This window comes from Pelistega europaea, from assembly GCF_013133775.1.
Lineage (GTDB): Bacteria > Pseudomonadota > Gammaproteobacteria > Burkholderiales > Burkholderiaceae_B > Taylorella > Taylorella europaea.
Genome location: NZ_JABGBO010000001.1, coordinates 259,796 through 273,624, shown reverse-complemented (window position 1 = coordinate 273,624; position 13,829 = coordinate 259,796). Strand labels below are relative to the sequence as shown.

Below are 13,829 nucleotides of genomic sequence, written 5' to 3'. Positions count from 1 at the left end.
AAATAAAATTTTTATGTTTTCAAAAAAGCAACTTTAAGTTCTGTTGTTTTTTGTCTACTTGATTATAACAAAAGCACCTTAGGTTTTGACTATTCGCGATAACAGAATCGAAATCTTCGCTCCTCCCTCTGGAGTATTAGCAATCTCAATTTTACCATGATGCTCCTCAACTATCTTACGTACAATCGCCAACCCCAAACCAGTACCATGAGGCTTGGTCGTCACATAAGGCTCAAACGCCTTTTGTAAAATATTACTAGGGAATCCAGGTCCTCTATCACGAATGGTAATACGAACAGCACAATTATCATCTGTCAAACCACCCTCAATATGAGTGCATTGTGTTTGAATTGTCACCCCAGGCTCATCTCCTGTCAGCTCCATCCCCTCCATCGCATCACGAGCATTAGAGAGAAGATTATTCAAAACTTGTCGCAACTGTGTCGCATCAGCTTCGACTAGAGGTAAATTGTCATCCAGCTCTAATCTCAACTGTCGATACAAGAGCTCTTCATGATTCCCCTCTGGTGTCCAACCATATAACAAGGCCAAATCCATAATTAACTCATTGACATTCACAGCTTGAAATTGAGCTGGTGGTGTACGTGCATATTCACGGAAATCATCCACCATGGTTTTTAGTGAAAACACTTGATTGACAATAGTATTGGTCAAGCGTTCCAAGAACTGTGCATCTTGCTCGTCTAGTTTAGGCGATAATTTCATCTGAATGCGCTCAGCTGATAATTGAATAGGGGTAAGTGGGTTCTTAATCTCATGAGCTAACCGTCTGGCTACTTCACCCCAAGCGACAGCACGGTTGGCCGAAATAATATCGGAAATATCATCAAAAACCAACAAGTAATGATGTTTATTATCCTCACTCGTTAAATGTGTCCCACGCAGTAACAAGGTTAAATCCCGTGCCTGCCCATCATCTTCATCTAATCGCAATTCAATCTGCTCTTGCCAATACAGCCTTGATGAACCTACCGCGGCATGAGATGCAAAAGCACGACGAATAACTTGAGCAAACTCTTGCAAATGAGGTAATGTATCCAAAGGTTGTCCAATAAAGTCCGCTAGTGATTTATGCAAAATAGCTTGAGCACCCTTATTCACCCTTTGTACATAAAATAACTGGTCAAGCACCATTACCCCTGTAGTTAAACTGGCAAGAATACTCTCCAGATATAGGTTAGAGCGTTCCAGTTTAATCCTATTGTTTTGCACTTGCCTACGTGCTTCTTCCAGCTGACTGGTCATCATATTAAATGAACGACTTAATTGTCCCACTTCATCACTTTGCTTTGGTTCGGGAATTTGACAATAATCGCCTGCTGCTACTGCTTGCGTCCCTTCAGCAAGGGTTAATAACGGTTCAACTAAACGTTTTGCTAGCCACAATGCAATCCCTAGAGAAACAAATACCGTCAATAACAATGCCATAGTCAACGTAATAGAGAACAACTGCCTCAACCCACCACGCGATAAAGCCAACTCTTCGTAGTTGCGATAACCTAGTTGAATTTCATTTAAGTTGTTAGAAAAGCTCTCTGGCACCATGCGAGTCAGCTGTAGCCAATGAGGCTCTGAATTACCACTTAAACTCGTATCCAAACGATTCAAAGTAGAAAACAGTGGCACAATCACTCTTAATTGGTATTTAGGTCGGTCTTTATCACCTCCTGGTACAAAAACTTCTTCTGCACTAGCATATTGACGAGATAAACGTAGTTGACCAAGTAGGTTGGCAGAGGGAATTTGGGGTAATAGTGAACCAAATGTAGACGAAGCAAACGCAATCACTTTGGATCCATTAGAGGAAAACACCAACATATCTGTGTTTTGATTATCATCTCTCAACCTAGCCAAAGCAGCTGGCATATCTGAATCAGTTACATTGCCTAAACTAAATGCCACACGACGGGAAGAGGCAACCAAATCATCCAGCATGGAGTCTAAAGAGGCTTGCCCTAGCGTCAACCCAGATTCCAGTGCACTGTCCACCTTTACATTAAACCAAGACTCCACAGAGCGAGACATAAACTGCACAGATAATAGATAAATAATCACCCCTGGAACAATGGCAATCATAGCAAAGAAAAACGCGAATCTAGATGTCAGCTTAGCCCCAAATTTTTTGCGTCTCACTTGTTTGACTAACCCCACAACAAGTGAAAAAACCCAAATAAAAAGGGCAAGTGCAAGCACCCCATTAAGCAAGAGCAAAATATCAAACTGCTCTGCAAAACGCGAAGTATTTCCTGCCGAACCAATTAACAATGCCAACAAGAAAAATACCGCAATAACCGCCACAAAAAGACTTATACGCAGAATCCACTTTAAGACTAATTGGGCCTTTGACTCGAAAAAATGAAATTTTGCCATGATGATGAAAATGACCAAGCGCTACTATTATTCAATGCCGTAATTTGAAAAGGTCGTGCCAACAAGGATGTATCTAATCGCAGGCGAATTTTACCCTCATAAACGGTATTGGGTTCAAGTGGTGATGTTAAGGTAATCGACCAGTTACTCAAACGGGTGATACGTCGAATCGCATCATCCAAAGAAAACTCCCTAAATTCAGTATTATTCTGAGAGACTCTCCACTCTCTTAAAAGCATATTGTAACGAATACCAATTGTACGAGATTCTTCATATACCAAACTATCCCACCAAAATTGATGAGGTTTATACAACTTCATATCTAGTGTAAAAAACAGTGGCATTCCCTTGTCCAATGCTGCTTGCAGCTCTTGGCTTAACGACAAGTCAATATCTACTGCTACATTTAACTTTTGCTTATTCACCTCGCTAATTTTCACTTCTTTAAATGTAGCTTGTGAGACAGTTTGTGCCACGGCTTGGCTTCCTACTATCAGCAATAAGCCGATAATCATCCTACCAAAGTAGTGCATCACCATGCTATTTCTCTTGCTTTTTAAATAGTGCATAAAAGAAACCATCGTGTAAAGATACTCCTCCTTGAGGATGAATAGGAAGCAGCTGTCCTGGAGCTGCTAAACGCTGAGCATCGGAGAAGGATTGCTCAATAAACGCCGCCTGTTCTACTCCCTCTTGCGGAAAAACAGAGCAGGTGATGTAGAGAAAATACCCTCCTGGTTTTAATAGAGACCAGAGATTTTTAACAATAAGACGCTGCAGTGCTGCTGTTTTCGATACATCTGACTGCTTACGTAGCCACTTAATATCCGGATGGCGTCGCACAATCCCCGACGCAGTACAAGGTACATCTGCCATAATAATATCAAAGAGCCGTCCATCCCACCAAGTAGATTGAGAAGCATCAGCGGTATATAAGTGGACTTTATCACTATACAGCCCCAAGTTTTGTAGGTTTTCTTGCACTCGTGCTAGACGTTTTGCATCAATATCAAGTGCTGTCATCTCCACATCTGCCCTCTCTAGTACATGAGCAGTCTTGCCCCCAGGAGCCGCACATGCATCCAACACATGCAACCCATTGGCTAGAGGTAATATACTGGCAGCCAACTGTGCTCCCGCATCCTGTACAGCACACAAACCGGCATCAAAACCGGGGATTTGCTGTACAGGCACCGCTTTTTTGAGAATAATAGCATCTTCCCCATAAAGGAGATGAGACAATCCTGCTTGCGTCAATTCTGCTGCGAAATCATCCCTTGTTACTCGGCGACGATTCACGCGTAATGTCAATGGCCCAGGGGTATTCGCAGCATTTAACACTTCCTGCCATTGCTGCGGATACGCTCGCCGAATCAGGTCAATCCACCACTGGGGGTAGTTAAACCGTGCTTCTTCTTGTTGCTGCACCTTTTCCCACAGACTGTCTTGCTCACGGAGATAACGACGTAAACAAGCATTTAAAAGCCCCTTAAAAGGTGCAGATTTTTTATGCATCTGTGCTGCTTTGAGCGTCTCATCTACTACTGTAAAATCTTGGTAACGCGGAATATGCTGCTGAGATAACTCTTCCTCTGCTGGATTCTCTATGGCACAAGCCATCTCATCACGCTTTTTGACAGTCAACAAACACAGTCCCACTAATAACAAGGCTTGCACCAAGGGGTTAGGAACCTTTTTGCTTAGTAATAATTGACTTAATGCCTGAGCAGTTCCTAAATATCGCATGCTATAAAAACTAATCGCCTGCACAGCTGCTTTACGCTCACGAGAGATTGCATCCAAAACCTCGGTCAGAGACTGCCCAGCCAACACTTGACGAACAGCCTGGGCTGCATCAAAAAGAACCGTTGATAGTTTTGGCATCTCTGATTTAGGTGTAGTCGGTTTGAGCGGCTTTACTGTACTCATATAAGTTTCCAATCGCAAGAATGGTTCTAGTTTACCAAATTTAACCAAACTTATAGAAAGAGCATCTACATTCTTGTCCTTGTCACTCATAAAAACACATCTGCTAAAATAGCGTGCAATGGAAATTTCTAAAAAGGTTTTTTATGACAACACCTAAAGTTGGTTTTGTAAGCCTTGGCTGTCCCAAGGCATTAGTGGATTCTGAACGCATTTTGACACAGTTACGCACTGAGGGTTATCAAATCTCCTCTTCCTATGAGGGAGCTGATGTAGTAGTCGTCAATACCTGTGGTTTTATTGATAGTGCCAAAGCAGAATCGCTTGATGCCATTGGTGAGGCAATTTCCGAAAATGGGAAAGTTATTGTCACAGGCTGTATGGGTGTTGATGAGAGTGTCATTCGCCAGGTTCACCCTAGCGTTTTATCTGTCAGTGGGCCACAGCAATATGAAGAAGTGGTACGTGCTGTACATGAAGTTGTTCCTCCCAAAGTAGATCATGATCCTTTTGTGGACTTAGTTCCTCCTCAAGGAATTAAGCTAACCCCTCGTCATTACGCCTATCTCAAGATTTCTGAAGGCTGTAATCACCATTGTAGTTTCTGTATTATCCCCTCTATGCGAGGGGTTCTAGTGAGTCGCCCTATTGGTGAGGTAATGGACGAGGCCCAGCGTCTTGTGAAAGCAGGAGTCAAGGAACTTCTTGTTATTTCTCAGGACACCAGTGCATATGGTGTAGACATCAAATATCGTAGTGGTTTCTGGGGCGGTCGGCCACTAAAAACACAGATGATTTCACTAGCAGAGGCCTTAAGCACACTGGGCGTTTGGGTGCGTTTACATTATGTTTATCCTTATCCTAATGTTGATGACATCATTCCTCTCATGGCAGAAGGCAAGGTGCTCCCATATTTAGACATTCCATTCCAACACGCAAGCCCCAAAATCCTTAAACTCATGAAACGTCCTGCTTTTGAGGATAAAACTCTGGCACGTATTAAGAAATGGCGTGAAATTTGCCCTGATTTAACCATTCGATCCACTTTTATTGTTGGCTTCCCTGGCGAAACAGAAGAAGACTTTCAATACCTGTTAGACTGGTTAAGTGAAGCACAACTTGACCGCGTGGGCTGTTTTAAATACTCTGATGTTGACGGTGCTTCAGCCAATGATTTACCTGACCAAGTTCCTGAAAAGATTAAACAAGATCGTTGGGAACGCTTTATGGCACATCAACAAGCAATTTCTGCGGCACGCTTACAAGGTAAAATTGGTAAAGAAATTTCTGTTCTTGTTGATGAAATTGACGAGGAAGGCTTTCCTATCGGACGCTCTAGTGCCGACGCACCAGAAATTGATGGCTTAGTCTATCTAGACAAGGAAACTCCTGTCAAAGTAGGTGATATGGTCCGTGCACTTGTCACAGATGCTGATGAATACGATTTATACGCTGATATTATTCGTATCCAATCCTAACTACTTTTTCTGCTCTATCCAAAGGAGCATTTTCTACTTTTGGAAAATGCTCCTCTGCTCTAACCCCCGTATTTTACTGAAATATTGGATACCATAAGCCGTTGCCCTCTCCCTAAAATACTCCATTTTTAAATAACCAACACCTGATTGCTTATTTGCCATTTATAAGAAATAGAAATTTATTTATACAAAATAATTTTAATAGAAATAATTTCTTATGGTATTATTCAGCTCTTCTTTATTTTCACCCACAACTAATTTTTTGATAATTTTCTACTGACTATGTCAATCACTGCACCTGAACCTATATCTATCTCTGCTTTAGAAGAGGCTTTAGAAGGAATTTGTACAAAAGTACCTGAATTGAATCCAGACCTAGTACTATTAGGTAATTTAATCCACCTATTACAGACTAAAATCAACTCTTCCATTGATGGATATCTTAAGAAATATGGTTTATCTATTAGTTCATGGTACGGATTATGGGCTATTTACTCCCGTCCAGAAAATGAGCTTCAACCTTCTGAGATGAGCAAAATTCTCAATCTTTCACGCACTAGCATTACACGCCTTTCTGATGAAATGGTTGAGAAAGGCTGGTTAATTCGTTATGCACAGCCTGAAGATAGACGTAAGGTTACTTTAAAGTTAACTCATACTGCAGAAAAGCTTCTTAAAGAAACATTGCCTGTAGTCTCGGATATTCGCAACAAAATCTGGTCGGAACTTGAGGTAAATGAACTACAAGAGTTAAAACGTTTATTGCTAAAAACGCTAATGGTAAAAAAATCAACTCGTTGATTTCATACAAAAGGCAGTTTATGAAAAACACACTCTCCCAATACGCCAGGTTTGTACTGACATTGGGGGGTACACTGGTCATTAGTGCGTGTGCCCCCGTAGGTCAACAGATTCCGCTCAAAGACACTGTTACAGCGGAGACACTCAACCTACCAGCAGGTCAAACAGCCTTAATCTATGCTAGTTGGTGGCAAGCACTACAACAACCAGTGCTTAACCATCTCATCGATACTGCCCTACAACATGCCCCTGACTTGCAAATTGCCCAAGCAAGACTCCAACAGGCAGAGGCTCAATGGCAAGGAACCGAGGGGCAAGCAGGGATACAAGTAGGCCTACAAGCGAGTGGTAATGCTATTTACATAGACCCTGCCCCTGCCATCCCCTCTCATGCAACTAACCATGTTCTACAAAACGGTATGGTGGCAGCTGCAGTGAACTACTCTCTAGATTTTTGGGGTAAACACCGCAGTTTAATCCAATCGGCACTAGGACAAAAAGAAGCGGCTCAATGGCAACTTGCACAGTCCCAACTTATTCTTTCACAAGCCATCGTGGCTCAGTATACGCAGTGGCAGTTGCTAGACACACAACTGGCTATCACTACCAAACGCATCTCTGTAAATGAACAGCTACAACGCTTACTCGCCAGTCGTGTAAAGACAGGTCTATTACCTGCTAGTGCTACTTACGCCCAAAGCCAAGCTATCTTGGCACTACAAGCCTTACAACGCCAACTAACTGCCGAGCGTGAACGTGTTCTGCACAGCATTGCCATTCTCACTGGACAATCACCTACAGTACTTTCACCAACCTCAATACAATTCTCCGCTATACCCTCTGTTACCATCAATGGTCTACGTGCCGACATCCTCGGTCAACGCCCTGATATTGCAGCTCAACGAGCTCTATTACAGTCACGCTATTTTGGTATTCAAGCAGCAAAAGCGGAATTTTATCCCAATATTGAGTTAAAAGGCTTGGCTGGCTTATCTCATATTGATGCCTTTGATGTTTTAACTTCTACGTCTCGTATATTAGGCTTTATGCCTGCCATTACCTTACCTATCTTCACTTCTGGACAACTACAAGCAAATTTGTCTAGCAAACAGGCACAGTACAATGAACAAGTGGCCGTGTATAACAAAACGGTGTTGACCGCCTTGCAACAAGCTGCTGATGCCATCAGCGACTATCAGCAAAGTTATGATGCAGTTGTTCTTCAAAAACAAGCATGGCAGGTTGCACAAAAGGCTGCCAATGCTGGCTCATTACGTCAACAAGCTGGGCTAGAAAATGGTTTAAGCCGTCTGCAAGCTGAAGATGCTGCACTCAGTGCACAGAGTACATATTGGCAAACTTATGCTTGGCAGCAACAGAGCTGGAACAACCTTCAAGTTGCATTAGGAGGGGGTATCACTCAACAAGCAACCTCTGGGCATTTAGGATCCTCTACACAAATTGCATCAGCTGCTCAGACCTCAAACCAACAATAACAACAATATTTTTTAAAGGGTAGAATCATGAGTTCAGAAAATACTTCTTCACCTGCTACCTCAGCAGAATCCTTACAAACTCTACGCCGACAAAACCGTCGCAAGCGTCATTTAGTATTGTTAACTCTCTTTTTCCTTATTATCGGCCTATGTTTTGCCGCCATGTATTTCTTAGTATGGCAACATGAGGAAAGCACTGATGACGCCTATATCAACGGACATACTGTGCAAATTACTCCACAGGTTACCGGTACAGTACAAGCAGTAGCTGTAGACGATACAGATATGGTAAAAGCAGGTCAGTTGCTAGTCCGTCTTGATGATAGCGATATGCAATTAGCCTACGAACGAGCCCAAAGTGAGTTGATTAATGCCATCCGTCAAAATCAACAACAAATCGCAGCCAGACACCAAGCACAAGCACAGGTGAATGCCAAAAAAGTTCAGCTTGACCGTATCAAAGCGGACTTAAAACGTCGTGAAGTTTTAGCAGGTACAGATGCTATTTCCACAGAAGAGCTTACTCATGCACGAGCCGCAGTAACAGAAGCAGAAGCAGCTTTATCAGCCGCTGAAGCACAAGACCGAGCAGCTCAAGCAGCTCTTGGACATGATGTCCCCCTACGCCAACAACCTGCGGTTCTGATGGCAATTAGTCATGTCAAAGAAGCATGGCTTAATCTACAACGCACACAGATTAAAGCCCCTATCGATGGACAAGTCGCCAAGCGTAATGTCCAAGTAGGTCAAAAAGTTGCCCCTGGAGCGGCGCTTATGGCGGTAGTACCATTACATAATGTATGGGTTGATGCCAATTTTAAAGAAACCCAACTAGCTAATCTACGTATTGGTCAACCGGCAGAAATCACTGCAGATATTTATGGTAGCAAGGTAACTTATCACGGTACCGTTGTTGGTTTATCCGCAGGCACAGGTTCAGCTTTCGCCTTATTACCGGCACAAAATGCAACTGGGAACTGGATTAAAGTAGTCCAACGCTTACCTGTACGCATAGCCCTAGATGCCAAAGAAGTGGCTGAACATCCGCTACGTGTGGGACTTTCCATGAGTGTAGAGGTAGATACCTCCAACAAAGATGGTCAGCCTGTTGCAACAACAGACAATGCTAAAGATGTTCAAAGCCTCCCCGATGAGGATTGGACTCCTGTAAACACAGTTATTGACAATATCTTTGCCAGTTATGCTCAATAAGGAGCAGTAGATGCGAGTATCTCCATTACAAGGTTCGTCACTGATTCTTGTCACCATTGCTCTGTCTTTGGCAGTGTTTATGCAAGTGTTAGACTCTACCATTGCTAACGTTGCCCTACCAACTATTGCTGGTAACCTAGGCGCAGCTACTAGTCAAGGCACATGGGTGATTACTTCATTTGCTGTGTCTAATGCAATTTCAGTACCATTGACGGGGTGGCTCGCACGCCGTTATGGTGAGGTACGAGTCTTTGTCTCTGCGGTGTTCTTATTTGTACTCGCCTCTTTTTTATGCGGTATTGCTCCAAGTCTAGGTTTACTGGTTTTTTTCCGCATTGTGCAGGGGGCAGTGGCGGGTCCTATGATTCCTCTCTCGCAAAGTCTACTGATGGCAGCCTACCCACCAGAGAAACGCCCATTAGCACTAGCACTTTGGTCTATGGTGATTATTGTGGCACCAATCTTTGGTCCTATCTTAGGGGGGATTATTAGCGATAACTGGCACTGGGGGTGGATTTTCTTTATCAATATTCCTATCGGATTTATTGGTGGTTGGGTGGCTTGGCGTGAACTCAAACATCGCGAAACCCCCACAGTACAACAACCTATTGACCGTATGGGATTAGCACTAATGGTCATCGGTGTCGGTGCTTTACAAATGATGCTAGATCGTGGTCGTGAGCTAGATTGGTTTAGCTCAACAGAAATTATTGTTCTTTGTGTCGTAGCCGTGGTGAGTTTAAGCTACTTTATTATTTGGGAATGGTATGCTGAACACCCTATTGTGAACTTAAAGTTATTCCTAGATCGTAATTTTACCGTAGGTGTGGTGACATTAAGTACAGCGTTTTTAGTTTATATGGGTGCCATTGTGTTATTGCCACTCGTATTACAAACTCAATTAGGCTACACCGCCACTTGGGCAGGTTTTGCAACAGCCCCCATTGGTATTTTTCCTGTCCTTCTTTCTCCCATCATTGGTAAGTACAGCAATAAACTTGATATGCGTGTGCTAGTCACTATCAGCTTCCTGGTCTATGCCAGTTGTTTTTTCTGGCGTACAGACTTCAATGCTCAAATGGACTTCATGGATGTATTCTGGCCTCAATTCGTACAAGGAATTGGGATGGCTATGTTCTTTATGCCTTTAACACAGATTACCTTGTCCAAGATTCCTGGACATAGCATTGCAGCAGCCTCAAGTATTTCCAATTTTATTCGTATCCTTGCTGGCGGTATTGGTACCTCACTTGTGATGACAATGTGGGATCGCCGTAATGCTTTGCACCACAGTCAGTTAAGCGAGGTTATTAATCCATACAATAATCATGCAGTACAAACCATTCAGGGCATGGCGGCAGCTGGTATTGGGGATGGAAGACAATTCAGTGTGCTAGAACGCACTATTAACCAACAAACCCAAATTATGGGAAGCAATGATATTTTTTGGTTATGTGGGGCAGTGTTTGCCACACTTATTGTGATGGTATGGTTTGCAAAGCCTCCTTTTAGCAGTAAAGGTGGCGGAGGCGGTGCTCATTAATAAACTATGCACAAATAGCGTTGATGGTGGGGATTACCCCACCTTGTTCCCATTCAAGAAATCACGCACGCTTTGTCGCTTACCGCCTGCTTTTTGCAACTCCAAAATACGCAGAACACCATTCAACGTAGCGACATCAATCCCTGCGGTAGTCGCTGCCAAAATCGTACCAGGAGCGGCTTTAACCTCTGAACTCACCACCGTAGCCTGCCACACTTTGACGGAATCCTTTAGTCCTGCTAATGGGAGCACGACACCTGGTACTGGGTTAAATGCACGAATTTTACGCCATAAAGTCTGTGTATCCATATCCCAGGATAGATGCCCCTCTGACTTCTCTAACTTGCTCGCATAAGTAACCCCTTGCTCCGACTGAGGAACTGCTTTTAGAGAGCCTGTGCCTAGTTGATTCAGTACTTCTACAATGGCTTCTGCCCCAAGTGCAGCCAACTGATCGTGAAGCTGTGCTGCTGTTTGCTCCTCAATAGCAATAGATTTTTCAAGCAATACATCGCCTGTGTCTAAACCGATTGCCATCTGCATAATACCTATGCCCGTCTTGGCATCTCCAGCCTCAATCGCTCGTTGGATGGGAGCAGCACCACGCCAACGAGGTAATAAACTTGCATGGATATTAAGACAACCATACTTTGGCAAATCCAAAACCCATTGAGGTAGAATCAAACCATAGGCAGCAACCACTATTACATCAGGTTGAAGCTGCTCTAAGACCTCTTTGGCATAGGAGGCCTCTTCTGGGTACTTACCATCCAAACGCAGGCTTAAGGGTTGTAATATTTCTGCCTCTTGTGCCAAGGCTTCTTGCTTAACTGCACTGGCCTGTAATTTCATACCACGCCCAGCAGGACGATCTGGCTGAGTTAATACTAGTGGCACACTAAAACCAGCATCAACAATAGCTTTATAGGCTAATCGTGCAAACTCCGGTGTGCCTGCAAAAACAATTTTTAAATCTTTCATGACTATCCTTATTGAATGCCATCATTCTACCTGAGTGATTCACGATATATCAAGCAGGACAAGGATAGCCACTGGTTTTTTAAACTACTAAATACTGATGGAAGAACGCTACAATCTTATCAAATGGAATCTTATCGTGCTGCACGCCTCCATCGTATAAGTCTGTATGGTTGGCACCTGGTACGATTACAAGTGATTTGTTATCACCCTCATCGCAAGGTATCCCCTGCTTTACGTGTAGTGATTGATATGCTTAAAATGACATAGACCCACTACTAGGGCAATGATGCTCTGTGCTAGAATTGAGGTTAAAACAACAAGGCTTAAAGAATCACCTATGCACATATCCTGCCAGTGATTTTCTGCTCTTTTTTAACTAGTAGATTTCCATCATGCGTCAATCGAACTCCCCCTCTATCTCCGCTCTTGAACGTAAACAGGCGGCTTCTCGCTCTACATGGGTGAGTGTTCTTGTAAATTTTCTACTCTGCATGATGCAATTTCTAACAGGGGTATGGGCTGCATCAGCTGCATTAATTGCTGATGCCATTCATTCTCTGTCAGACCTTGTATCAGACACTATTGTATTAATTGCTAATAAATTCTCCGATGCTCCTCCTGATGAGGAACATCCATATGGTCACTATCGTTTTGAAAACGTAGCAAGTCTTTTTATTGGACTATTACTTATTGGTATCGGCACAAGTATGATTTGGCATGGTGCCAATATCCTCCTCGAAGGAAGCTCCCATCTACCTAATGTACACTATATTGCCTTGGTAACTGCAGGTGTGGTACTGATTGCCAAAGAGTGTCTATTCCGCTACCTCCTCGCTATTGGCAAGAAAGTAGAGTCCACTATGCTTATTGTCAACGCGTGGCATGCTCGCTCTGACTCGCTCTCATCATTGATTGTATTTATTGCTATTTTGGCACATTTGGCGGGGATTACATGGGCAGACATTGCGGCATCCATCATCGTAGGTGCTATGATTAGCAAAGTAGGCATCAGATTTACATGGGATGCTATTCAAGAATTAAGCGACCAAGCTGCCAACAAACAAGAAATCGCACATATCAAGGAGATTATCAGCTCTACTCCTGGAGTAATGGGGTTTCACAAACTGCGTACTCGTAAATCAGGGGACTTTATCCTTGTGGAAGTGGATTTAAATTTCCCTTCAGAAATGACTGTAAAAGAAGCGCACAGTATTGCCTTTAAAGTAAGTCAACGATTGAGAGAATCTGGCAAAGTCATTGAAGTGCTCACCCACTTTGACCCTATAGATGAGCATGTTTAATTTAAACCGAAGCAGGTTAATTTAACTGAAGCAGGTCTATTAGCTAACCATACAAAAAGTGGCGTCTAAAGCATTAGACACCACTTAATCAAATAGTAAAAGACGCTCCGCCAAACAATCTTTGGCCGTATAGGTCTACTGTTTCACAGCCTCGACTTGAATGAGTAATTTCACCTGTTTTGCCTTCTCTGTGCGAGCAGCAAAATTCATACCCCATTGAGTGCGGTCAATAGTCGCCGAGAAATCACCTCCGCAGACTTGTGCCTTAAATCGAGGACTATCATAGCAGTTAAAACGATCCGCTGTTAGTGTCACTGGTGCTGTTTTACCCAATAAAGTTAAATTGCCATCTACAGAAGTCACCTTATCACCATCAAAATGGAACTGAGTCGAGGTGAAATGAATCTCTGGGTGTTGAGCTTCATTAAACAAGTCAGCCGCCAATAAATGACCTTTAAAAGCTTCTGAGGTCGTTGCAATAGTTTTGACTGGAATAACAATATCCACGCTACCCGCCTTCTTAGCCACATCTAATTGCACAGTACCATTAATCTCATTAAAGCCTCCCGTATTGGTACTTGTACCAAAGTGATCGACCTCAAAACGCACATTCGTGTGATGTGGATCAATCTTATACTCTGTTGCCGAAGCAGTAGAGGCAACAGCCAATAACAAGCCCATTAACAGTACGTTTTTCATA

At 43.1% G+C, this 13,829-nt stretch carries 12 protein-coding genes; 7 read left to right on the top strand and 5 right to left on the bottom strand.

Translation table 11 applies throughout. The annotated features are described in order from the left end of the window. Positions 1–78 precede the first annotated feature (78 nt). The 3 genes from HKX40_RS01205 to rsmB are packed head-to-tail and all read right to left on the bottom strand — an operon-like array spanning position 79 to position 4,320. Positions 79–2,391, bottom strand: coding sequence for a sensor histidine kinase (locus HKX40_RS01205; protein ID WP_171587737.1), 2,313 nt, complete (start codon positions 2,389–2,391; stop codon positions 79–81). Next, the gene (locus HKX40_RS01200) at positions 2,352–2,960 is read right to left on the bottom strand and encodes a DUF4390 domain-containing protein (protein WP_171587736.1); all 609 of its coding nucleotides are present in this window, start codon (positions 2,958–2,960) and stop codon (positions 2,352–2,354) included. Before HKX40_RS01200 ends, HKX40_RS01205 begins: the two co-directional genes overlap by 40 nt. Beyond that, positions 2,932–4,320: a 16S rRNA (cytosine(967)-C(5))-methyltransferase RsmB gene (gene rsmB, locus HKX40_RS01195; RefSeq protein WP_171587735.1), complete on the bottom strand. Its 1,389-nt coding sequence runs from the start codon at positions 4,318–4,320 to the stop codon at positions 2,932–2,934. Before rsmB ends, HKX40_RS01200 begins: the two co-directional genes overlap by 29 nt. A 143-nt stretch (positions 4,321–4,463) precedes the next feature. On the opposite strand from rsmB, the gene rimO reads away from it, so the two are divergent. The 5 genes from rimO (at position 4,464) to HKX40_RS01170 (ending at position 10,847) form a co-directional block, all read left to right on the top strand. Beyond that, entirely contained in the window at positions 4,464–5,795 is a 1,332-nt protein-coding gene (rimO, locus tag HKX40_RS01190; protein WP_171587734.1) for a 30S ribosomal protein S12 methylthiotransferase RimO, read from the top strand. Between the two features lie 282 nt (positions 5,796–6,077). Further along, complete coding sequence (locus tag HKX40_RS01185) at positions 6,078–6,596, top strand: MarR family winged helix-turn-helix transcriptional regulator (RefSeq protein WP_171587733.1); 519 nt, start codon at positions 6,078–6,080, stop codon at positions 6,594–6,596. Positions 6,597–6,616: 20 nt separating this feature from the next. Further along, positions 6,617–8,092: an efflux transporter outer membrane subunit gene (locus HKX40_RS01180; protein ID WP_171587732.1), complete on the top strand. Its 1,476-nt coding sequence runs from the start codon at positions 6,617–6,619 to the stop codon at positions 8,090–8,092. A gap of 27 nt (positions 8,093–8,119) precedes the next feature. After that, entirely contained in the window at positions 8,120–9,304 is a 1,185-nt protein-coding gene (locus tag HKX40_RS01175) for an HlyD/EmrA/EmrK family protein (protein ID WP_171587731.1), read from the top strand. A 10-nt stretch (positions 9,305–9,314) separates the two neighbouring features. Further along, on the top strand, positions 9,315–10,847 hold the full coding sequence (locus HKX40_RS01170; RefSeq protein WP_171587730.1) for a DHA2 family efflux MFS transporter permease subunit: 1,533 nt from the start codon (positions 9,315–9,317) through the stop codon (positions 10,845–10,847). 33 nt (positions 10,848–10,880) lie between these two features. Here HKX40_RS01170 and fmt read toward each other — a convergent pair whose 3' ends face one another. Continuing rightward, the gene (gene fmt, locus HKX40_RS01165) at positions 10,881–11,828 is read right to left on the bottom strand and encodes a methionyl-tRNA formyltransferase (protein ID WP_171587729.1); all 948 of its coding nucleotides are present in this window, start codon (positions 11,826–11,828) and stop codon (positions 10,881–10,883) included. Between the two features lie 123 nt (positions 11,829–11,951). Here fmt and HKX40_RS01160 point away from each other — a divergent pair, with 123 nt between their 5' ends. Together HKX40_RS01160 and HKX40_RS01155 are read left to right on the top strand one after the other, a co-directional pair. Next, entirely contained in the window at positions 11,952–12,095 is a 144-nt protein-coding gene (locus HKX40_RS01160) for a hypothetical protein (RefSeq protein WP_171587728.1), read from the top strand. A 125-nt stretch (positions 12,096–12,220) separates the two neighbouring features. After that, entirely contained in the window at positions 12,221–13,129 is a 909-nt protein-coding gene (locus tag HKX40_RS01155; protein ID WP_171587727.1) for a cation diffusion facilitator family transporter, read from the top strand. Between the two features lie 135 nt (positions 13,130–13,264). Here the strand turns inward: HKX40_RS01155 and HKX40_RS01150 are convergent, their stop codons facing one another. Then, positions 13,265–13,828 (bottom strand): YceI family protein, encoded by a 564-nt coding sequence (locus HKX40_RS01150; RefSeq protein WP_171587726.1) that lies wholly within the window; start codon positions 13,826–13,828, stop codon positions 13,265–13,267. Between the last annotated feature and the right edge of the window lies 1 nt (position 13,829).

What these genes read in the sequence shown, in the direction of transcription:
- HKX40_RS01185 (WP_171587733.1), top strand. Translation starts at nt 6,078, where the DNA reads ATGTCAATCACTGCACCTGAACCTATATCTATCTCTGCTTTAGAAGAG.
- rimO (WP_171587734.1), top strand. Translation starts at nt 4,464, where the DNA reads ATGACAACACCTAAAGTTGGTTTTGTAAGCCTTGGCTGTCCCAAGGCA.
- HKX40_RS01200 (WP_171587736.1), bottom strand. Translation starts at nt 2,960, where the DNA reads ATGCACTATTTAAAAAGCAAGAGAAATAGCATGGTGATGCACTACTTT.
- fmt (WP_171587729.1), bottom strand. Translation starts at nt 11,828, where the DNA reads ATGAAAGATTTAAAAATTGTTTTTGCAGGCACACCGGAGTTTGCACGA.
- HKX40_RS01180 (WP_171587732.1), top strand. Translation starts at nt 6,617, where the DNA reads ATGAAAAACACACTCTCCCAATACGCCAGGTTTGTACTGACATTGGGG.
- HKX40_RS01205 (WP_171587737.1), bottom strand. Translation starts at nt 2,391, where the DNA reads ATGGCAAAATTTCATTTTTTCGAGTCAAAGGCCCAATTAGTCTTAAAG.
- HKX40_RS01155 (WP_171587727.1), top strand. Translation starts at nt 12,221, where the DNA reads ATGCGTCAATCGAACTCCCCCTCTATCTCCGCTCTTGAACGTAAACAG.
- HKX40_RS01160 (WP_171587728.1), top strand. Translation starts at nt 11,952, where the DNA reads ATGGAATCTTATCGTGCTGCACGCCTCCATCGTATAAGTCTGTATGGT.
- HKX40_RS01175 (WP_171587731.1), top strand. Translation starts at nt 8,120, where the DNA reads ATGAGTTCAGAAAATACTTCTTCACCTGCTACCTCAGCAGAATCCTTA.
- rsmB (WP_171587735.1), bottom strand. Translation starts at nt 4,320, where the DNA reads ATGAGTACAGTAAAGCCGCTCAAACCGACTACACCTAAATCAGAGATG.
- HKX40_RS01150 (WP_171587726.1), bottom strand. Translation starts at nt 13,828, where the DNA reads ATGAAAAACGTACTGTTAATGGGCTTGTTATTGGCTGTTGCCTCTACT.
- HKX40_RS01170 (WP_171587730.1), top strand. Translation starts at nt 9,315, where the DNA reads ATGCGAGTATCTCCATTACAAGGTTCGTCACTGATTCTTGTCACCATT.